A 20016-nucleotide genomic window follows, 5' to 3' on the forward strand; every position below is an offset into this window, starting at 1 on the left:
CTTCCGCCTACGGCAGGCTGGCTGCCTATTGTCTACGGGTTAAAAGCCCGCCGCTCTACCTGGCTGAGCTACGGGCCCTCCGCATATATTGCTATTTTATTTAGGATTAAAAACACTACTGTCAGTTTGAAAGAAGATATGGTTAAATATCCCTAACCAAAAAAGTTAGATTTATTGAGATTTCTTAGACCTGGCACAAGCCCCTAGGCCTTTTGCAATATCGAGCAATATACCTAATCCTTGAGACACATCAGGATCTCCTAAGGCTCTCATTAATCCTAATAAACCTAATTTTCTTGGCTTACTAACATCCACATTCCCTAACGCATTAAAGGCACAATTTGTTAAATCTTCAACAGCCATTTTTGCCTTTGCATATTGAGTTCCATCAACTTTTTCAATACCTCTGCCTAATGTTGCTAGTAAGCCTGCTAGTCTCATTAATACTGGATCATCCGCTACTGTCAAGAACGTATCATCAGATTTTTCAGCTAGATAATTTAAAAGACCTAGAAGACCGCTCTTTTTAAGAGCAGCAACAGAATTTAATAACTCTCCTAAAGTTTGAGCTTGAACTTCGGGTGAAACTTCCTCTACATTTCCTTCTACCATCTTTCTCACCTCAGAATTTTAAAGAGTCAATCCAACCTCCATAGAATCCTTGCTTCAATAACCTTCCAACAGTATATTTACCAACAAAGTAACATTTTGGTACATACATCCCTTTTTGTTCATCAAATGGTACTTCGCAAGTTCCCATCCATCCTCTTTCTCCTGCGTATCCGACGCATGTAACTGGGCTATAAGGCTGTGCGGGGGCGAATCCGGTTAAATCAGCTATTATATTACCTGATGCAGTAATTGCCATGGATTCAACAAATACTCCTGCTAAACCAATTCCTATTGTTGGTAAACTATGTTCTCCAGCCATGTATACATCATCATATTGTGGATGCCTCATACTTCTAGGCATAGCTGGTGACCATCTTGGATCCTGCTTAAATACAAAGCCTTCACTATTTTCCAATGCTTTTGGTAATCTTGCAGGCGGAATCTTTACTAATAAATCATATTTAAATTCACCAGAACTTGTTACAACTGTTTTCTTTTGAACATCAACTTCTCTAAGTTTCGCATTTGGCACATATTCTACTCCAAACTCGTCCAAAGTTTCCTTTAAAAATCTTGATATTTCAGGCCCTAAACCTCCATTTGGAACTGGCATTATTGGAGCAGGTATTGGATCCAATAATGTAACTTTCGCTTTTCTACCCCTTTGCTTTGTGTATAAAGAAAGCATCGGCGCGGCTTCGTATGGATAAATTCCGCATCTATAGGGGAATTCTGGAACTAGTAAAACAATATTAGAATTATCTTTAACTTGGCTTAATGCTTTTTTCATCTCTAATGCTCCTTCTAATGTAAAGTTATGAACACCATCTTTATCTAATCCTGGATAGGCATTCCAACCTTGGTCTGTACCTAATGAAACCACTAGGTAATCATACTGATATTTGCCTTTAGCTCCGACAACAGTTCTATTAGCAGCATCTATTTTTTGAATTTCATCTACAGCTGTTTTAATGCCATATTTTTCCATATTCACAACAGGAGCCCTAGTATCTTCGGGCTCTCCATAACCGAAGGCTACATCAAAGAAGAGAGGAGGCATGTAATGAAAACCATCTTTGTTTACAACCAAAACCTCTGCATCTATATTTTTCTTTTTAATCTGTTCTTTTAGTCTTTTTGCTGAAATATAACCACCAATACCGCCACCTGCTATAACAATCTTTTTTGTCAAGCTAACCACCTTTCCTTTTAAATTGTTAATACATCACTTTAAAAAGCCTTACTAATAAAAAATATTAAACGTTGAAAACAAATAAAAAATAAATATTATAAACTTATGAACCCAAGGCCTTTAATAAATTTAGCATAACATTTAATCCTTTTGAAACCTCTGGTTCTGATAATGTTGTGATCATCTTAGATATTGACATTGGTTTGACTTTTTCTTCAGCCTTAATAGCTTTAAATGCATTACTTAATTTTTCAAGCATCTGTTTGTCTAAGGATTGTAATAAGCTTAACATTAACTCAATTTTTTCTAAGTTTTCTTGTCTTGTTAGTTGCTCTATTAACTTAATTAGTTGAGGTAGCCTATCAATTATCAGAAAGGTCTCCTCACTCACAACTAACTTAGATATCGCCTTTAAGAGTTCTTCATCTTTTAAAATATTATTTACCATTTCAACCAAATGAAGAAGCCTTTCGAGGCTTTCTGATTGGAGTTCTGCCTCATTTATTTCCTCCATACCATATCACCTAAACAACTTCCATAAAACCTCTGGTTGTGTATTTTCAAAATAAACATCAAATATAGGATCCCAGAATTCAGGATGTCTTATTATATCCCAATAAGCATCTGCAAACAATCTCTTCATTATAAAATTAATTGTATTAGCTGGAACCTTTGCTGCAGGATGATTATAATCGCTTATAACAAATGTTCCTTTTTCGAATCCTAATTCTGTTGGACAATTTGTTCTTCCTGTATTCCTAGCATCTAATCCTAAAACCCTTTTAGAAACAACTTTTGCTTGTAAATGAGCTGTAACTCCAGTCTTTGCATTAGCTGAAGTTGATGCATCTCCTATTGCAAATGCATCATCATATTTCAATATTTGATTTGTAAACTTATCGGCATTTATAAAACCATCTTGGTTGATTGCGTCATCTGGTTTAATTTCAATTTTTGGTCCCTTGTGAACTGGGACTACAATAGCTGCATCGTAGCTTAATTCTTCTCCTTCTAGAGACGTTATCTTTTTATTTTCTGTATCAATTTTATCTGCTGTGAAGAAAGTCATTACATTAATGCCTCTTTCTTTTAGTATAGGCTCTAGTACTTCATTAAACGTTTCTGCAGGATAAGCCCTAGGATATGGTACTGCTAATATCATATTAATATCATTTCTAACTCCTCTCAATCTAAACACTTCATCTGCTAACAAAATACCTTCATAAGGTGATGGCGGACATCTATGGTATGGATCTCCTACAGCTATTACAAATGTCCCTTTTTTCATATTACTAACAACATCGAAAACCTTTGACGCATTTTGAGGTGTAGAATGAAAATCTCCATATTGCTCTACTAGCTTTTCATTTCCATCGATGCCTTTATGTTCTATTGTAACTCCTGGAGCAATTGCTACATAATCATAGTTCATAGTTTTATTATTGCTTAAAGTTACTATCCTGTCTTGTAAATCAACTTTTTTAACTCTATCTATAACTAAATTTACACCCTTTACTAATAAAGAGCTTAATGATCTATATAAATTAGAATAATCATTTCTAAATGCTATTTGCAATAACTGAGGCCAATAATAGTGATATGGGCTATCATTTATAACGGTAACATCAAAATCTTTAACTAAAGAGTTAGCCAGAATAGCCCCTCCAGCCCCTCCCCCTACTATCAAAAATTTCTTTTTTTCTGCCATATTAATCACGCTTAAAAAAATTATTTTTTAGCTGTAATTTTAATAATTGCTATAATTTTATCCTTTTCTTCCCTTAACTCGACTAATTCATTTTTCGTTCTCTCAATCCATGCTTTTATATCGCTCTTAAAACCAGGATCAGTAGCCCAAATTTCTAATACATCTCCATTTTTAGCATCTCTATAAGCTTTTGTTAAATTCGTGATAGGCCCAGGGCATGACAGACCTCTCGCGTCTACAACTTTTTTAGCTTCGCTCATATTTCTCACCTTAAATAAACAATGTTTGACCTCCTTCAGCTTGTTGTAAAAATGTTGCAACTCCAACAATATCATCAATCAATTCATTGAAATCTTCTTTCTTTAGCCCCATGACAGATGCCATTAAGCTGCACGCATATACTTTTGCCCCCATAGATTTAGCTTCTTTTACCATTTCTATCCATGAAGGTGCGTTGCTTTTCTTCATACCTTCCATTAGCATTGGAACCATATTTTCAAATTCCTTCGGCCATACAGGATTTGATTGCTTTTTTGTGAATTTAGTTAATGCCCATCCTGTTACAAAAATTTGCACATCCATACCTAGGGCAGCTGCGCCCTGGGCTATAACCCCTACAGGAATTAATTTATCATCCGTACCCGAATAAACTATAATAGATAGCTTAGACAACATACCACACCTCTCACTTTAATATTTCCTTTGTAGAGAATCTTATATTTTAACATATACACTATCTATACAATAAAAATAGTATAATTTATATACTAGTCTCTATAAAGAAAATCAAAAACTATTTTAAATATAATATAAATTTAAATTCCCTAGAAAACAAAATTCATATTAGGTGCTGAATAGAGTTATGGAGCAATTCCCACTTGTTTATGTAGATCAGGTAATAGGTCTTGTAAAATATTTAAATTCGATAGGTGGTAGGGTAGACTCTTCTAGATTAGATGAAATGCTAGACGTGGACTTAGATATCTTGCCTCATGTAATTAAAGCAGCTGAGATGTTAGGCCTTATAAAACAGGAAAACGGAGATCTAGTATTAACTGAAGTAGGTAAAAAAATGGAGGATATGGAAAACAAAGATTTAAGAATTATTTTGAAAAAGATAAATAAAAATATAGAACCATTTAAAGATATAATAGCTGAAGTTAAAAAGAATAAAATAACTCTAGAGCAATTAAATAAAATTTTAGAAAAAAATGGTTATACTAATTTAGACGTTGCACTACCTGTAATAACGCAATGGTTGGCATTAATAGGAATAAGTGTCGTTTCAGATTGAATTTTTTAATAATTATGATTTTAACTTTATTTAAGCTTATTACCTCTGCCATAAAAAGTTCTATTTAGAACTCTAATCTATAATAATCTCAATGATCAAATATAATAAATTTAATAATAAGAAATAATTGAATTATAGTTGTTGTTTTTAGCACAAGATCTGTTTACTTTAAAGTGTTTTATATTTTTATATTAAATCCTTTTCTTGAGCTTCTTGTAACTTATCTGGAGCTATTACCATAACCATTTTATTTACCATCAACTCAACGATTTTTTTAATGCCTCTTTGACCAGGTGAATATTTTGACCTGACAATATCAACTTCTTCCAATCTCCTTATTTGGCTGCTTACATTAGCCTTGCTTTGGTTTACTAAATTTGCCAAATCTTCTAAGTCAGCAGGCCCTTTTTGCAGTATTGCTAATATTTTTGCTCTAGTATCGCTTGCCAATGCCGACGAAACCTTAGCGATTGCTTTGGGTCCAATTACATACAATACCTTATCCCTTTCATAAATACCTTCCTTAGCAGGCACACTTTCTGTCATATCATTTCACTCTCTGCTTCTAACTATCTCAGCGTTTAATATCTATGCAATACAGGGTTAATATTTTTTTGTATCCAATATAGTTATTAAAGTATTAATTTTATTATTTAAAAAACAGCTAATCTTTCATTTACAAATATATTTGTAACATATTCCCACTTTAGTAAAAAATAAAATACATTCTATAATAAATTATAAAAATTTTAAATGCTGTATAAAAGCATTAAATACAGAAGAAATAATTACAGTGATAAAAAATTGGGGATATCATTAAAGGAGAAATACTACAACATGGATACAAATGATTTCAAAGTTTTAAGTTTAATTGAAAGGCTAATGAAAAAGTACGGTTTTGTTCCTTTAGAATTAATTGAGAAGGCGTCTAAATTACCGTCGAGTTCCATTAAGCGCACGATACAAAAACTGCTTGACTTTCATCTAATAGTTTCTGAAACTTCCCCTTTTTATGGTTACCAATTAACTTTTGATGGATTAGACATGCTATCTGTAAGATTCTATTTTAATAAAAATATTATTTCGGATTTAGGGCATAAAATAAATACTGGTAAAGAAAGTGATATTTATATTGCTCAATTAGTTTCTGGAAAGGAATCGGTTATTAAATTTCATAGAGAAGGAAGAACATCATTTAAAGCAATAAAAAGAAAAAGAGAATTTGATTTCAAGAAATGGATATCATGGATAGACTTATCAAAAAAAGTTGCTTTAAGAGAATTTAAAATTTTAAATGAACTATGGAAAAATGGAGCTAACGTGCCAGAGCCTATTTATAACAACAGAAATTCTTTCATTATGGAAAAAATTGATGGGATAGAGCTATATAAACTTAAGTATTTAGATAAGGAAATAGCTAAAATTATATTAAATGATATAATAATAACATTAAGGATTGCCTATACGAAAATAGGTATAATACATGGAGATCTAAGCCCATATAATATAATAGTTAGTAATAATGAAAAGCCAAGAGGTTTTATAATAGATTGGCCGCAATATATAAGAATAAAGAACAAAAATTCAGATATAGTTTTAAAAAAAGAACTTGAATATTTAGCCTTTTATTTGCATAAAAAATCTGGAGTAGAGGTAAAAGTAGAAGAGCTAATAAATAATATTAAGGGGGGAATTGATGGAAGATAAAAAAGAATTTTTTATTGGCATTGATATAGAAAGTGGAAGCCCCCTCTCTAAAGAAAATCATAAATTTACTGCCATTATATTAGACAAAGATTTAAAAATGATTAACAAAATTAATGGAGTCTCTTTGTCTTCTCTAATTAGGCTTGCATGGGAATGGAGACCTAAATTAATTGCAACAGATAACATATTTGAGATAGTTCCTGACGAAAAATCTTTGTCTAAATTTCTCTCTCTTCTTCCCCCTAATACTCAGCTAATCCAAGTAACAATAAATGAAGGCAAATTTGTTGAATTAAAAGATGTAGCAAAACAATTAAATTTAGAGATAGACCAAGCAAAGCTTTCACCAAGCAAAACAGCTTACTTAGCAGCAGTAATTGCAGCTAAAGGTAAAGGAGTAAAAATTGGTTTTAGCAATGAAAAAACACAAGTTATAGTATCTAAAGGTAGGTGGTCAAAAAGCGGTGGTATGAGCCAAGGTAGATATCAAAGAAGAATAAGGGCATCTGTAAATATTGCTGCTAATAAAATTAAAGAATCTCTTGAAAAAGCAGGTATTGATTATGATATGTTTGTAAGAAAGGGAGAAGGTGGTATAGATTCTGCAGTTTTTACTGTGTATGCCCCAAGAGAGAAATTATTTGGTATAGTTAAACCTCATAAAGGAATAGATTACAGTATATCAATTAAATCTGTTTATGATGGAAAAATCTTGTTTGGAAACAATACTGAAAAACCTGATAAACCAATAATAGTGGGTATTGATCCAGGTATTACTGCAGGAATAGCAATTATAGATCTAAATGGAAATATATTATATCTAGGAAGCAAGAAAGAAATGGATAGAGGAGATATAATATCTCTTATTTACTCCTATGGAAGACCTATTTTGTTAGCCGTTGATGTTGATATAATACCTGACATGGTTAAAAAACTTGCTGGCCAGATAAATGCTGAAATTTATGTCCCTCCTGAAGACATGCTCGTTGTAGATAAAAGCAACCTTGCATTAAAAGCAACGGGCGGAGATAATCCTGATACAACACATGAAAGAGATGCCTTAGCAGCCGCCTATAAGGCTTACCTTAATTATAAATCAAAGTTATCACAAGTAGAATCTTATGTAGAAAAAATAGACATAGACCTTGATGTAGAAAAAATAAAAGCAGATGTGATAAAAGGTATAACCATAGCTGAAGCTATAGAAAAACAAATCAATGAGATGCTGAACTTAAATGAAAACTACAAAGAGCAAATCAATAACAATTGCAACAATGATAATCAAAGTTTTAACGAATTAATTTACAAAATACAAAAATTAGAAGCAGAAAAAATTGTACTCGAAAATAAGCTCAATGAAATGAAAAAATCGCTTTCTATAGCTGAAAATGAAGTTAGAATTGCTAAACAAAACTTAAAAGCAGAGCTACTAAAAGATGAAGAAATAAAGAAGCTTAAAGGAGATGTTACTAGACTTAATTCACTTATTAATGAAATTGAAATGAACTTAAACGTTGCAAATGAAAAAAACAATATATTTAAAAGCGTTTTAATAAAAATATTAAACAATGAGCTAATAATTTTAAAAAGATTACAATCTTTAAAAATAAACAATATTAAAAAAATTGAAGAAATTTATGGAAAAATAAAAGAAGGAGATGTTATATTAGTTGAAGATCAAGGATCATTTGAAAACGAAGCATTAAATTATATAGAAAAAAGCAAAGTCTATGGGGTTTTATTAAATAGAGATGATACTACTCTTTCAGAACTCTTAACAAAAAAAGGAATTGTTGTTTTAAATAAAACCAAATATAATATTTTCGATATAGATATTTTCACTTTTGGTCCATCAACAATATTAAGTGATATAAAAAGAAAAGGAAAGGAAATCAGAAAAACTAATGAGGATAACATCAATTTGAAAAATATAATAGAGCAATATAGAAAAAATAAATTTTAAACTAGTATAGAGATGCTTCTCCTTTAAGTATTCTCATCGTTAGCGAAGGTAAATTCTCAAGATATTCCTCAACAATACTGTTTATCTCTTCTTTCATATTAGATGTTACCTTTGAATTATTTTCAGGTATTACAGCGACATCTGCTATCAAAGGATCATTTATTGGCCTTCCGATTTGGCCTAATAATCTCACTGTTACTTCCTTTACACCATTAACTTTAGAATATATTTGTTCAGCTATTTCTTTTGATGCAACATTATAAATTTTACCTATATGAGTAACTGGGTTTTTACCAGCCGTTGCCTCAAGACTCATTGGTCTCATTGGAGTTATCAAACCATTAACCCTATTTCCTCTACCTGTTGCACCGTCATCTCCATGTTCTGCACTTGTACCTGTTACTGTAAGATAAAATACTCCTTCGTCAGGCAAATCTCCATTATTTATATATACCCTTACATTATAATTTGATGCTAATCTTGATGAGATATCTAATACTTTTTCCTTGATTTCTTCCTTAATTTGTAAATACTCACTAGGATTAGTTACAAACCTTGATACTATCGCATTTGCAATTGTTATATCTATATTATTTCCATTCCTTAAACCCATTACCTTAACATCTTCTCCTGATGCAGGAACTTTGCTCTTAAATTCTTTACTGTTCAAAGCTCTCTCAGTCTCATAAACTAATTTTTCAAGTGTAGTCATAGGAGCAAAACCAGCTCCAAAACTTGTATCGTTAGATCTATGAGATTGAGACTTTGAATCATATATACCTCTTAAATCTGCGCTTCCTTTTCCTATTTTATAATCAACTATAACATGTTGTTCTGTGTCTAAAAACCTTAAATTGTTTGAAATCCAATCTTTAACAGCTTTAACTACAATCCTTCCCAGAGGAATCTCTTCAACTCCTTCCGAGGTTTTAACTTCAGTTGTTGCCCTGCCCGAAACTATTATGTATATAGGCTGAAGTACTTCTCCTCCGCCCCACTTTGGCATTGCCTGACCTCCAACTAGTAAAACCTTATCTAAATTATGATGCATTATAACCCCAAATCTTTGTAAGTAATAAAGGCTCAGCTGTCTACTAGCTTCTTCAGATACAGCATCACTTATATAATCCGGATGGCCAAGGCCCTTCCTTTCAACAAGTTCAATCTGATTATCCTGAACAGAAGCGTTTACCAATTCCCTTATTACTACATTTTTCACCATTCTTCGCACCTTTTAAATAGTCTCTGCTCTTTTAAAATATAATACAAAGTTTTAAATTATTTTGCCCATACTTATTTATTATATAAATTACAAAATATTTTTATTTCTTAATTAATTGTGTTATTAAGTTTATCGTATAACCTACTTTAGAGTTAATTGAAAAAAATCTAAAGATAAACATAAATACTTGATCATTTATAATATAAATGGGTGAGAAACCTGCAGAAATCCTTTTTGTATGAAATAGGTAACACAAAAATTATTTCCTTAATTGACAAGTCCAGACCCATTGGATATAGTGATGACTCTGTAGCAACTTTAAGAAAAATTATAAGAACTACAGGAGCTAGAGCATTACCTATAATAGACAAGAATACCGGGAATTTCATAGGCATTATAGATAGAGGAGATATATTAATAGTATCTTCTACAAAAACCAATGCAATAGCTAGTTCTATAGTTAAAGAATTACCAATAGAATTAAACCCAGATATTAAAATAATAGATGCTTTAGAGCTCATGTTTAAATATGATAAATGGGAACTTCCAATAATTGAGAATAAAAAATATATTGGATTATTCAGTATTTCAGATATAGTAAGATTTTTATTTAATAATGCAAAGGATTATTTAAAAAGTCTTAAAGCAGAAGACTACATGACCAAGGATCCAATAGTCGTAAGCCCTGATGATCCAATATCTAAAATTTGGAAAAAGATGGTAGAATTAAAATACGCAGGTCTTCCAGTTGCAAATGAAAAACAGAAACTGGTTGGAATTATAACTCAGTTTGATTTAATTAAAAAGGGTTATACTAGAGTTCATTTTGAAAGTGAATCTGGAATAGTTAAAACCACAAAGGTTAAAGATGCTATGACCTATACTGTTATTTACGGATATCCGTGGTCTACCCTTTATGAAATTTCCATACCAATGGTCAAAAAAGATTATGGCAGGATACCAATAGTATCTAGCGAAAACGATAAAAAAGTTATCGGTATAATTGATAGAGAAGATTTAGCAAAGATAATAATTAGAGGTGATTGATATGAGCAGTTCTAGGAGGATGACGAACATTAAGGTATCTAAAGCAGTTAAACCTGTTACAAGCATATCATCAAAGTATTCTATTGGTTATAGATATGTAAGAGCTGATTCAGAGCCGAATTGGTCTCAAAAAATAAAAGAGAAACCAGGAGATGCTAGCATATTAGCATCAAAGCCAGCAATCACTATAAACTATAATTCAACTATTTTAGATGCATTAGAGAAAATGTCTCAATATAACGTAAGGGGTTTAGTTGTTGTCGACACGAAGCAACTATTAAGAGGCATACTCATGGCTACTGATTTAGTGAACTATCTTGGAGGAGGAGAGTTCTATAATATAATACAAAAGAGATATGCAAAAAATCTATTTAATGCTATCCAAAATGAAAAAATATCAAGTATAATGAATTCTATGCCAGTATTTGTTAAAACATCAAACAAATTGACCGATATAATTAAGATAATGGCTGTTAATAGCCTAGGCATGTTACCAGTTGTTGATGAGCAAAGCAAGGTTTTTGGAGTAATAACTGAGCATGATATTGTTAAACACATAACATACAAAAACACAGGAAAGAAAGTTTCATCGATTATGACATCAAATATAGTTGCAGCCTATGATAACGATACATTAAAAAGAGCGGCCCAGTTAATGTCTTTATATGGTTTTAGAAGGATTCCAGTAATTTCTATATCTCTACCTGAAATTATTGGAATAGTATCAGCAAAGGATTTCATTAATTATTTTGGCTCTCACGAAGCTTTCAAAAACCTTAGTTCATATGATATAGAAGAAATACTCTCCACACCTTTAACTCAAATAATGAAAAAGGAAATAAATACGATCAATGAAAATGCTGATATAGGAGATGCTGCAGCTGAAATGATAAACAATAACACAAATAGCTTAATAGTCACTAATGATAACAATGAGGCTGTTGGAATTATTACAGAGAGAGACGTACTTATGTCATTAGCTTTAAGGTGATATCAAATGGCACCCAGAATATCATCATATATGAGAACCCCAGTATATGCTGTTTCTCCAAACGATTCCTTAGCATATGCGAGAAATTTAATGCTAAAAAAAGAAATAAGCAGGCTAATAATAGTAAATGAAAAAGAGGTTCCGATAGGTATATTAACAACAACTGATATAATTGGAGCTCTTTTTGGAAAAAATTATCATAAACCTCTCGATTCTATATTAGTAGGAGAAGTTATGACAAAAGATCCTATAATAATAGAAGAATCAAAAAGTATAAAATCTGCATCCCAGCTAATGCTAAAGCATAGAATAGGAGGACTACCAGTTGTTAATTCTGATAAAAAGCTCGTCGGAATTATAACTAAAACAGATATAGTCAAAGCATACTATGATAAATTCAAAGGAAAATATAAGGTTAGCGATATAATGAGAAAGGATTTTTCAACTGCTTTACCAGGTCATAGCATATTTTATATAGCTAGGCTAATCGAAGCTGACCTTACTGGCAAGGTAATAGTAGTTGATGAAGCAAATAAACCTATTGGAGTTATAACGAAAAAAGATATTGCATATGCACAAATTCCTTTATCAGTTCTTATGTCTAGGGGTAAAGATAGGTATATTAAAAATAAAGTACCAGATTTATATAAAGAAAAAATAATTAGTTTGAGGATGTATTTGGTCCCAATAGCAGAAGATATAATGTCTCCTAATCCTTTGATAATAAAACCTGATGAAGATTCATCTAATGGAGCAAAAATTATGATCGATGAAAATATAGGCGTTCTGCCAGTAGTTGACAATAACATGTTAATAGGAATAATAACAAAATTGGAATTCATGAACATTGTAGCCAGGGAATAAAATACTGATTTTTTAACTAACCGAATAAATTATTTACATATTCAATTGAATCAAATCTCTTAATATCATTGTAACTTTGCCCATACCCTATAAAAAGTATTGGCTTGTTTGTCACATTAGAAACAGATATCGCTACACCTCCTTTAACATCAGCATCAATTTTGGTTATTATTATACCATCAATTCCTATATTCTCATTAAACATCTTAGCCTGCTCGACTGCATCATTACCGGTCAATGCGTCGACTACTAATATCTTCATATCGGGTTTAGTTACTTTAACAATCTTTTTTAATTCTCCCATCAGATCTACATCGCTGTGCATTCTTCCTGCTGTATCAACTAAAACAGTGCATAGACTTCTTGATTTTGCAAATAATATAGCGTTATATGCAACACTTGCGGGATCCGCTCCATACTGACCTTTTACTATAGGTACATCGATTTTCTTAGCATGAACATCAATTTGTTCTTGTGCACCTGCTCTAAATGTATCCGCAGCTGCAATAACTACAGAAATGCCGCTCTTTTTTAACATGTTTGCAAATTTTGCTATTGTTGTTGTTTTTCCTACTCCATTTATTCCAAGAAAAACTATAACATAAGGCTCGCTTTTAGAGCATTTGCTTTTTATTTTATCTATTAAGTCAATATTATCATTACCAAACGATTTTATTATTGATTTCTTTATAGAATCCTTAACAACTTCTTCTACTTCTTCCCCTCTTTTAATTTTAAGTCCTATTAATTGTTTTTTTACATCATCGATAATATTATTGGCTATATCGTATGCCACATCATTTTCTATCATATCTAATTTTAAGTCATCAAGTATTTCTTCAATATCATCTTCCTTTATTTCTTTATATTCAACCTTTTCCTTAAAAGTATTAGCTACTTTTTGAAAGGCCTTTTTTAGGCCTTCAAACAAAACATTACACCTTTTGTTGCTGTACCTGCTCTGCTATTTGTTGTAAAATCGCTTCATATTGATCTTCGAGCTTTTCTAGTTGAGAAAGCCTTTGACTAACATCATTTATAGCTTGGTTTAGCTCCCCTTCTCTTTCAGTCAAAATTTTCATAGCTTCACTAGTATCTAGCTTTGCAAATATATCTGCACCTAAATATATAATAAAATGGTTTTTATCGCTTGGCTTTGCTAAAGTCATTGCAACGTAACCTGGATCTAAAGGAAAAACCACATCTCCTTCTGGGCCATTGCTTATAGAATCTATACTAGATTTTGCCTTCGTAACTCCATCTTTTTGAAGTAGTAGTTGAGATATCAATGTTCTTAATTGCGATATTTCTGATCTTATAGCTTCAAGTTGTGCAATCAACGCATTTGGATCTATTGTTTGAGATCTCGACATTAGTGCTTCACCACTCCATTAATTTCCAACAACTTTAATAGCGACGGGTCAGACACATATTCTAATGGAATTTCTTCAACAGATTCTATTTTTATATGCTCCCTTTTCATTTTATGCCTGCTACCTAATTCTGAATATACTCTTTCTATAGCATGCTCTTTTTTCATACCTCTTACATATACTTCAAACTTACTCCATGTTGGGAATTTATCATGAGCAACCATCATTTTTCCTTTTACTAAATATACCTTTATTTCGCTTGCCATTCTGAATCCTCCTTCTATTTTTAACTCCCATTAGCTAAATAATATTATGTAACATTTTAAATGTTTTTAAATACATAAGGTCATTTAAAAAAAGCTCCATTTTAACTTATAAATTCTAGGAAATGGTAAAGATATGGTGCTAAAGTTGCCAAAAAAGAGAGAAAGCAGGGGTAGAAGAAAAGGGGATAAAGGCAAATCAAGATTAATTCAGTGCGACAATTGCGGTAGACTAGTCCCAGAAGACAAAGCAATATGCGTAACTAGAGATTACATGCCAGTAGATCCACAACTAGCTGAAGAGCTAACAAAAAAAGGAGCAATAATACCAAAATATCCAGTTACAAAGTGCTACTGCATAAGCTGTGCGATACACTTTGGATTAGTAAAAATAAGAGCAGAAGATTCAAGAAAACCAAGAACAAACCTTTTGTAGGTAGTTCTTGGGGATATTAATGAAAAAAGAAGTTTTGATTTCTGCGCCCAGTCATGTTCATATTGGAAATATAGATCTTAACGGTAATTTAGGAAGAAAGTATGGAACGCTAGGATTCGCATTAGAAAATCCAAGATTTGTATTAAAATTAAGTTTATCAGAAACTGATTATGCAAAAAATGAAGATATTATTAATTATATAACAATTTATAAGCAATATTTGAATTGTAATAAATCTTTTGAGGCCGAAATAATTGAAGATATACCAAAAAACGTTGGCCTTGGAAGAACTACATCATTAATATTGTCTATAGGATTTGGTATTACCTACTTATGCAATAAAAAAGCAAGCATAGATGAACTAGCAAAACTAACAAATAGAGGTAATCAAAACTCAGGATTAGGTGTAAATGCTTTCAAATATGGCGGATTTATTATAGACGGAGGAGTTAAAGATAATAATGTGGCCCCACTAATATTTAGAGGCATCGTTCCTGACGACCTTAGAATTATTGTTGCATTACCTGAAAAACCTATTAAAAAAATATTGGAATTGAAAGAACATGAAGAAGAGATTTTATCAAACTTACCCGTAATGGAAGAATCATTTTCCTCCTATTTATCAAGATTAGTCTTAATGAAAATAATGCCGAGTTTTGAAGAAGGAGATTTTAAATCTTTTGGTGAAGGGCTTACAGAGTTTAATTCTTCCTTGGGGAGATATTGGAAAAAATATCAAGACAGTATATACTGTTGCAAAGAGGTGGAAGAGATAATAAATGAGCTAAAAAGCTTAGGCGCATATTGTGCATGCCAATCAAGCTGGGGTCCTACAACTTATGGGCTATTTGATTATAAAAAATCAGACAAAGCATTAGAAGTAATAAATGAGCTAGTTAAAAAACTTGGTGGAGGAAAAGTTTGGGTTACAAAAGTAGATAATACTGGTGCTTTTTTAAAAGCATAAATTTATTATAAACATAAATAGGAAAAAAGATTTATGAATCCTTGTTAAACAAAATTAAGAGAGTAGATAAAGATGCTAGAGAAAAAAAGGAAGCTGGAAGACGCAATTAAATCAATTGAATTATATTTAAAAAATTTAGACTCTATCAGAGAAGAAGTAGTAAAAATGTCTAGAGATGTTATTAGGCTTAGTGGATGGAGCATAACTGAAGCTCATAAAGGTAATATAAATAATGCTTTAAACTACCTAGATGAATGCGAAAGAAAAAGTAATGAATTGATGAAATTAGCTATAAGTGTACCAGAGCTTACCTATTCTGGTTTACTATATAACGCTATAAGCGAATATGTTGAGGCAAAAATCTTCTTAAACATAATAACCAACAAAGAAATACCTATATATAAAGAAATTAATGTACCTCCAATACCTTATCTTCAAGGATTGGGAGATGTTGTTGGAGAACTAAGAAGATATGCATTAGAATCTGTAAGAAAAGGAGATTTTAATTCAGCATGGGAATCTTTAGAAATAATGGAATCAATATATTTAGAACTTAGGGGCTTAGATTATCCTGATGCTATTTTACCTGGTGTAAGGCATAAAGCTGATGTAGCGAGAAACCTAGTTGATGAAACTAAGGCTTTGTTAGTTGATCTGCAATCAAGAGAAAACCTAAAAAATGTTATAAGCAATCTCATGGAGAGGAAAAAAGATGAGCGACGTTGATCCAATAGATCAAGCATTTAGAAATATAATGGAGAAAGTCTATTGGATAGAAGATCTAAATGAAGCAGAAGTCGAGCTAGTAAAATGGCTAAATAAAATGGATGATGATTTAAAGCAATTACTTATAGAAAGGAGGAAAAAATATTGCGGGAACCCAATGTCAGTTTTTGAAATAATTGGACTTCAAAATTACTTAGAACAAAATGAAGAAAATAAAAAAGATATAGAATACAGAATTGCTATGGCTAAAGAATTAATAGATATGGGATTGCTTCTTCAATGCTTGCCTATATGGAATAGCATTGAAATTAAGGTTAAAGCGAAAGTGCTTGCGCCATTATATAAAGCATCTTACGCTTATGAACTTGCATTGAAAAATGGTATTGAAGATATAGATGAAACTCATCTAAATAAATCTATAGAAATGGCAGAGACAGCATTAGAGAAAGCTGATGATTTAGGATTATTAAGCGAATTGAGAAGCTTTGTGGAAAATTCTTTGGGAAAATTTGTATCAAGTTCATTTAATTAGGTATTAAAATAAAAGAACTTTAATAAATATTTCTCATACAAATCATAAAAATTTAATGATCCATTTTAAATCTAATATCATTTTCTTCATAACTAAATATATCCTTTAAAAAATAATAAGTTGGCAATGATAATAGGAACATTAAAATAGAATTCATAAAAATAACGTTTGTTAACGGAAAAAATTTTGCTAAAAAACCATAAATTAGTGCCATTATTGGAGAAGAACTTGCTAAAAAAATAGTTGCAAGTGAGTTAACCCTGCCTAAAATCTCATTTGGAATTATTTTTATTAATTTTGATGTTAATGGTATGTTAGTAAATGCGCTAAATAAACCAAGTATAGTAACAATTCCTATATCTATAATAGGTACCTTGCTTAACGATATTATAAGAAAGCATAAACCGAAAAAAGCTATAGAAAGTGATATAAAATAAACATTTTCAAGATACCGACTTATCTTAATTCCTATTAAACCTCCAAGAAATGAACCCAAAGAAAATCCAAGTAGAAATAAAGTATAATAAACAGAATTTGTATGCAATACAATATGAAATAAGCCAGCAGCATAAACATCCAAAGATATAAATAGGCCATTTATAATCATACCTATTAATAAGAAACCTAATATGATTCTTATAACTTTTATAATAATTTTATAGCCATATTTATTCGTTTTATTCATTGTAACTATTTTCTTAGGAATGCTTAGAATTATGGATACAAAGGACAAAAAGGCAATTAAAGTAACAAAATATTGCGATAAAAAACTTATAGAAATACCTCCTAAGACTATACCTATAATTTCTGAAAAACCTCTACCAGCTTCAACAAGTGAGATAGCCTTGCTCATATTATTATAACTTACTAATTCTTTAATTAATGTTGAAAATATGTCGGATGAAATATTTGAAAGTAAAGAGGATAAGCAGGCAACAATATAAATCCAAAATAAATAATGAAAAATAAATAATGAAAAATAAACTAAACTCATAAAAACAGAGCTATAAAACATAACTTTTTCTCTTGGGAATCTATCAAGAATATACCCCTCAGGGAAGAGAATTATTAAATACCCTAATAAAGATGTAGTTGGTATCAAGCTTACCAAGAATATTGAGTTATATTTTACCATTAATATCCACATATAATATATATAGAACATTATTGAGGTTAATCTTAAAAGATTCCTGCTCATAAAGTATCTTAAAAAAGTTAATCCAATAATATCAGTTGAACGCATAAGTAACGCCACCTCGTATAAAAGTTTCTTATACGTAATTTTATATATTTATACGACAACAAATACCAAGGGAGGAAATATGGATGAAACAAATTTAGCCGATTCCTTGCTAAAAGCATTTAAAAATCCGACAAAGCTTTCAATAATAGCATTATTATTTAAAAACAAAGAAATGACAGTAACTCAAATATCAAAAATACTTAAAACAACTAGATCTAACCTTTATCAATCAATTAAAGATCTTTTAAAAGAAAAAATAATACTAATATCAAGAGTTCAAATAACAAAGAATTATGTTGAAAAATACTATAAAATTAACGAGGAACTATTCAACAAAGTAAAAAGAATAAACTTGATGGAAAAAATTAAAGAGACTAATGAGAATGATTTTAGAGAGTTAATGATATCCTTTTTAGTTATGAACTCTTTCATATCAAATGTTTTCATACAAGAATTAAAAATTGCTTCTTCTGAAGAACTTAATTCATATAAAGAAAAGTTTCTAAATGGATTAATTACTGTTTATTTTTCTACACTTAATGAAGAAGAAGCAAAAGATTTTAATAAAATCTTTTACACATTCATGGACAAGATTGAAAAAGAAGAAAATTTAAAAGATGAAACGAATTTATTATTAACTATTGTTTTACCATGGAAGCTAGCGTAAAAACTATAAAGTTATGTTTTAACCATAAACATAAAAAATAAGGGGGTAAACCTCATGGTAAGAGCAATAGGTATTGATTCAGGTACAATGAGTATGGATATTTTGGGTTTTGATGATCTTGATAATAGAGTTTTCCTAGATGTAGCAATTCCAAGAGATGTTATAACAAATAATCCAGAAAAACCCATAGAAATAATTAAGTCGATTGGTAATGTAGATTCCATAGCTGTTTCTAGCGGATATGGCATACCTTTCAAAAAAGCCCAAGAAACCTCAGAAAAAGAAATAGAATTAGCAACATTTATAAATAGTGATGATCTTCAGAGAAAATTAAAGATCGTAGGACTCAGAAATTTGATGAAAATCTTTAAATTATCCGATTTACCTGCATATTTTATTCCTGGAGTAATTCACCTTAAAAGTGTACCAGAATTTAGAAAAATTAATAAAATTGATTTAGGAACATCAGATAAGTTATTCAGCGTTGCTGAAGCCTTAAGAAATGAAAAGGATTATTATAAAAATGATCCGAAAGAATCTAACATAATTTTAATAGAAATAGGATATGCTTATACAGCGGCTATTTCAGTTTTAAATGGAAAAATTGTTGACGGGATTGGAGGTACAAGTGGATTTCCCGGATATAAAGGTATGGGCGCTATTGATGGAGAATTAGCATACGCCATGGCTAGTGCTGAACCCTATTTCACAAAACTTAGGCTATTTCAAGGAGGAATATCTGATTATTTAGGGTATGATAATATAGAAAGACTAAATGATATACATTTAAGAGATGAAAAAAGCAATAGAGCATTAAAGCTATTTGTTGAATCAATTTTGAAAGATCTAAGCATTATGATGGTTTCAAATAATAATCCAGAAAGAATATATATTAGCGGTAGGTTTACTAGATATGATTCAATATATACATATATTAAAGAAAATATAGAAAATTACCTAAAAGGATTTTCAATAAAAGCAGAAGTAGTTAGACTTAATGGTTTAGGTAAAATAAGTAAAGAGGCAGCATCCGGAGCAGCTGTATTAGCAAATGGGATAGCTAATGGTATCTATAGGGATATATTTGAAACGTTGAATATCAAAGAATCTGAAGGATCAATTTTTGATCATATATTGCCAAACGATTTAAGGAACAAAATAATGGATTATTTTGCAAAACAATAATTCCAAAAATTAATCTAATATTAG

General features: G+C 30.8%; 24 protein-coding genes and 1 tRNA gene (1 of these 25 only partly in view). 12 read left to right on the plus strand and 13 right to left on the minus strand.

All coding sequences use genetic code 11. The features are described from left to right. The 7 genes from Q0C16_RS01930 to Q0C16_RS01960 all read right to left on the minus strand — a co-directional run. A tRNA-Lys gene (locus Q0C16_RS01930) sits at positions 1-78 on the minus strand; it reaches 40 nt to the left of the window's first position. Between the two features lie 93 nt (positions 79-171). Further along, positions 172-612, minus strand: coding sequence for a DUF1641 domain-containing protein (locus Q0C16_RS01935; RefSeq protein WP_292319358.1), 441 nt, complete (start codon positions 610-612; stop codon positions 172-174). Positions 613-622: 10 nt separating this feature from the next. Then, positions 623-1804, minus strand: coding sequence for an FAD/NAD(P)-binding oxidoreductase (locus Q0C16_RS01940; protein WP_292319359.1), 1182 nt, complete (start codon positions 1802-1804; stop codon positions 623-625). A gap of 103 nt (positions 1805-1907) precedes the next feature. Further along, entirely contained in the window at positions 1908-2318 is a 411-nt protein-coding gene (locus Q0C16_RS01945; RefSeq protein WP_292319360.1) for a DUF1641 domain-containing protein, read from the minus strand. Between the two features lie 6 nt (positions 2319-2324). Then, positions 2325-3512 (minus strand): FAD/NAD(P)-binding oxidoreductase, encoded by a 1188-nt coding sequence (locus Q0C16_RS01950; protein ID WP_292319361.1) that lies wholly within the window; start codon positions 3510-3512, stop codon positions 2325-2327. Between the two features lie 20 nt (positions 3513-3532). After that, a complete protein-coding gene (locus Q0C16_RS01955; RefSeq protein ID WP_292319362.1) occupies positions 3533-3772 on the minus strand; it encodes a sulfurtransferase TusA family protein in 240 nt (79 codons plus the stop codon). A gap of 10 nt (positions 3773-3782) precedes the next feature. Continuing rightward, on the minus strand, positions 3783-4187 hold the full coding sequence (locus Q0C16_RS01960) for a DsrE/DsrF/DrsH-like family protein (RefSeq protein ID WP_367117878.1): 405 nt from the start codon (positions 4185-4187) through the stop codon (positions 3783-3785). 172 nt (positions 4188-4359) lie between these two features. Here Q0C16_RS01960 and Q0C16_RS01965 point away from each other — a divergent pair, with 172 nt between their 5' ends. Further along, positions 4360-4806 carry an AAA-associated domain-containing protein gene (locus tag Q0C16_RS01965; RefSeq protein WP_292319364.1) on the plus strand — a complete coding sequence of 149 codons (447 nt, stop codon included), beginning with the start codon at positions 4360-4362 and terminating at the stop codon, positions 4804-4806. Positions 4807-4992: 186 nt separating this feature from the next. Here Q0C16_RS01965 and Q0C16_RS01970 read toward each other — a convergent pair whose 3' ends face one another. After that, complete coding sequence (locus Q0C16_RS01970) at positions 4993-5352, minus strand: winged helix-turn-helix domain-containing protein (protein ID WP_292319365.1); 360 nt, start codon at positions 5350-5352, stop codon at positions 4993-4995. A 258-nt stretch (positions 5353-5610) separates the two neighbouring features. Between Q0C16_RS01970 and Q0C16_RS01975 the strand changes: the two genes are divergently transcribed. Continuing rightward, entirely contained in the window at positions 5611-6513 is a 903-nt protein-coding gene (locus tag Q0C16_RS01975) for an RIO1 family regulatory kinase/ATPase (RefSeq protein WP_292319366.1), read from the plus strand. Beyond that, positions 6503-8476, plus strand: a complete 1974-nt coding sequence (locus Q0C16_RS01980; RefSeq protein ID WP_292319367.1) for a DUF460 domain-containing protein — start codon at positions 6503-6505, stop codon at positions 8474-8476. Before Q0C16_RS01975 ends, Q0C16_RS01980 begins: the two co-directional genes overlap by 11 nt. 1 nt (position 8477) lies before the next feature. Here the strand turns inward: Q0C16_RS01980 and Q0C16_RS01985 are convergent, their stop codons facing one another. Next, positions 8478-9698: a methionine adenosyltransferase gene (locus Q0C16_RS01985; RefSeq protein WP_292319368.1), complete on the minus strand. Its 1221-nt coding sequence runs from the start codon at positions 9696-9698 to the stop codon at positions 8478-8480. A 234-nt stretch (positions 9699-9932) separates the two neighbouring features. Here Q0C16_RS01985 and Q0C16_RS01990 point away from each other — a divergent pair, with 234 nt between their 5' ends. The 3 genes from Q0C16_RS01990 to Q0C16_RS02000 are packed head-to-tail and all read left to right on the plus strand — an operon-like array spanning position 9933 to position 12600. Next, the gene (locus Q0C16_RS01990) at positions 9933-10745 is read left to right on the plus strand and encodes a CBS domain-containing protein (protein ID WP_292319369.1); all 813 of its coding nucleotides are present in this window, start codon (positions 9933-9935) and stop codon (positions 10743-10745) included. A gap of 1 nt (position 10746) precedes the next feature. Next, on the plus strand, positions 10747-11736 hold the full coding sequence (locus Q0C16_RS01995) for a CBS domain-containing protein (RefSeq protein ID WP_292319370.1): 990 nt from the start codon (positions 10747-10749) through the stop codon (positions 11734-11736). A 6-nt stretch (positions 11737-11742) separates the two neighbouring features. Further along, a complete protein-coding gene (locus Q0C16_RS02000) occupies positions 11743-12600 on the plus strand; it encodes a CBS domain-containing protein (protein ID WP_292319371.1) in 858 nt (285 codons plus the stop codon). Between the two features lie 16 nt (positions 12601-12616). Here Q0C16_RS02000 and ftsY read toward each other — a convergent pair whose 3' ends face one another. Genes ftsY through rpl18a form a run of 3 tightly spaced genes read right to left on the minus strand, consistent with a single transcriptional unit; the run spans position 12617 to position 14239 of the window. Further along, positions 12617-13531: a signal recognition particle-docking protein FtsY gene (gene ftsY / locus Q0C16_RS02005; protein WP_292319372.1), complete on the minus strand. Its 915-nt coding sequence runs from the start codon at positions 13529-13531 to the stop codon at positions 12617-12619. Positions 13532-13535: 4 nt separating this feature from the next. Continuing rightward, the gene (pfdA, locus tag Q0C16_RS02010) at positions 13536-13973 is read right to left on the minus strand and encodes a prefoldin subunit alpha (protein ID WP_292319373.1); all 438 of its coding nucleotides are present in this window, start codon (positions 13971-13973) and stop codon (positions 13536-13538) included. Beyond that, positions 13973-14239: a 50S ribosomal protein L18Ae gene (rpl18a, locus tag Q0C16_RS02015; protein WP_292319374.1), complete on the minus strand. Its 267-nt coding sequence runs from the start codon at positions 14237-14239 to the stop codon at positions 13973-13975. Before rpl18a ends, pfdA begins: the two co-directional genes overlap by 1 nt. 145 nt (positions 14240-14384) lie before the next feature. On the opposite strand from rpl18a, the gene Q0C16_RS02020 reads away from it, so the two are divergent. The 4 genes from Q0C16_RS02020 (at position 14385) to Q0C16_RS02035 (ending at position 16897) form a co-directional block, all read left to right on the plus strand. Next, positions 14385-14672 carry a 30S ribosomal protein S26e gene (locus Q0C16_RS02020; protein WP_367117879.1) on the plus strand — a complete coding sequence of 96 codons (288 nt, stop codon included), beginning with the start codon at positions 14385-14387 and terminating at the stop codon, positions 14670-14672. Between the two features lie 19 nt (positions 14673-14691). Continuing rightward, entirely contained in the window at positions 14692-15639 is a 948-nt protein-coding gene (locus Q0C16_RS02025; RefSeq protein WP_292319375.1) for a beta-ribofuranosylaminobenzene 5'-phosphate synthase family protein, read from the plus strand. Between the two features lie 72 nt (positions 15640-15711). Further along, positions 15712-16365, plus strand: coding sequence for a haloacid dehalogenase (locus Q0C16_RS02030; protein ID WP_292319376.1), 654 nt, complete (start codon positions 15712-15714; stop codon positions 16363-16365). Beyond that, entirely contained in the window at positions 16352-16897 is a 546-nt protein-coding gene (locus Q0C16_RS02035) for a hypothetical protein (protein WP_292319377.1), read from the plus strand. Before Q0C16_RS02030 ends, Q0C16_RS02035 begins: the two co-directional genes overlap by 14 nt. Before the next feature lie 52 nt (positions 16898-16949). On the opposite strand, the gene Q0C16_RS02040 is transcribed toward Q0C16_RS02035, so the two are convergent. Then, positions 16950-18140: an MFS transporter gene (locus Q0C16_RS02040; protein WP_292319378.1), complete on the minus strand. Its 1191-nt coding sequence runs from the start codon at positions 18138-18140 to the stop codon at positions 16950-16952. Positions 18141-18219: 79 nt separating this feature from the next. Here Q0C16_RS02040 and Q0C16_RS02045 point away from each other — a divergent pair, with 79 nt between their 5' ends. Next, positions 18220-18807, plus strand: coding sequence for a winged helix-turn-helix domain-containing protein (locus tag Q0C16_RS02045; RefSeq protein ID WP_292319379.1), 588 nt, complete (start codon positions 18220-18222; stop codon positions 18805-18807). 54 nt (positions 18808-18861) lie between these two features. Next, complete coding sequence (locus Q0C16_RS02050) at positions 18862-19992, plus strand: DUF1464 family protein (protein WP_292319380.1); 1131 nt, start codon at positions 18862-18864, stop codon at positions 19990-19992. The last annotated feature ends 24 nt before the right edge of the window (positions 19993-20016 follow it).

It is taken from the genome of Caldisphaera sp. (genome assembly GCF_023256325.1).
Taxonomy (GTDB): domain Archaea; phylum Thermoproteota; class Thermoprotei_A; order Sulfolobales; family Acidilobaceae; genus Caldisphaera.

What these genes read in the sequence shown, in the direction of transcription:
- Q0C16_RS02025 (WP_292319375.1), top strand. Translation starts at nt 14,692, where the DNA reads ATGAAAAAAGAAGTTTTGATTTCTGCGCCCAGTCATGTTCATATTGGA.
- Q0C16_RS01980 (WP_292319367.1), top strand. Translation starts at nt 6,503, where the DNA reads ATGGAAGATAAAAAAGAATTTTTTATTGGCATTGATATAGAAAGTGGA.
- Q0C16_RS01995 (WP_292319370.1), top strand. Translation starts at nt 10,747, where the DNA reads ATGAGCAGTTCTAGGAGGATGACGAACATTAAGGTATCTAAAGCAGTT.
- Q0C16_RS01985 (WP_292319368.1), bottom strand. Translation starts at nt 9,698, where the DNA reads ATGGTGAAAAATGTAGTAATAAGGGAATTGGTAAACGCTTCTGTTCAG.
- rpl18a (WP_292319374.1), bottom strand. Translation starts at nt 14,239, where the DNA reads ATGGCAAGCGAAATAAAGGTATATTTAGTAAAAGGAAAAATGATGGTT.
- Q0C16_RS02035 (WP_292319377.1), top strand. Translation starts at nt 16,352, where the DNA reads ATGAGCGACGTTGATCCAATAGATCAAGCATTTAGAAATATAATGGAG.
- Q0C16_RS02040 (WP_292319378.1), bottom strand. Translation starts at nt 18,140, where the DNA reads ATGCGTTCAACTGATATTATTGGATTAACTTTTTTAAGATACTTTATG.
- Q0C16_RS02030 (WP_292319376.1), top strand. Translation starts at nt 15,712, where the DNA reads ATGCTAGAGAAAAAAAGGAAGCTGGAAGACGCAATTAAATCAATTGAA.
- Q0C16_RS02000 (WP_292319371.1), top strand. Translation starts at nt 11,743, where the DNA reads ATGGCACCCAGAATATCATCATATATGAGAACCCCAGTATATGCTGTT.
- Q0C16_RS01970 (WP_292319365.1), bottom strand. Translation starts at nt 5,352, where the DNA reads ATGACAGAAAGTGTGCCTGCTAAGGAAGGTATTTATGAAAGGGATAAG.
- Q0C16_RS02045 (WP_292319379.1), top strand. Translation starts at nt 18,220, where the DNA reads ATGGATGAAACAAATTTAGCCGATTCCTTGCTAAAAGCATTTAAAAAT.
- Q0C16_RS01935 (WP_292319358.1), bottom strand. Translation starts at nt 612, where the DNA reads ATGGTAGAAGGAAATGTAGAGGAAGTTTCACCCGAAGTTCAAGCTCAA.
- Q0C16_RS01960 (WP_367117878.1), bottom strand. Translation starts at nt 4,187, where the DNA reads ATGTTGTCTAAGCTATCTATTATAGTTTATTCGGGTACGGATGATAAA.
- Q0C16_RS01955 (WP_292319362.1), bottom strand. Translation starts at nt 3,772, where the DNA reads ATGAGCGAAGCTAAAAAAGTTGTAGACGCGAGAGGTCTGTCATGCCCT.
- Q0C16_RS01950 (WP_292319361.1), bottom strand. Translation starts at nt 3,512, where the DNA reads ATGGCAGAAAAAAAGAAATTTTTGATAGTAGGGGGAGGGGCTGGAGGG.
- Q0C16_RS02050 (WP_292319380.1), top strand. Translation starts at nt 18,862, where the DNA reads ATGGTAAGAGCAATAGGTATTGATTCAGGTACAATGAGTATGGATATT.
- Q0C16_RS01945 (WP_292319360.1), bottom strand. Translation starts at nt 2,318, where the DNA reads ATGGAGGAAATAAATGAGGCAGAACTCCAATCAGAAAGCCTCGAAAGG.
- pfdA (WP_292319373.1), bottom strand. Translation starts at nt 13,973, where the DNA reads ATGTCGAGATCTCAAACAATAGATCCAAATGCGTTGATTGCACAACTT.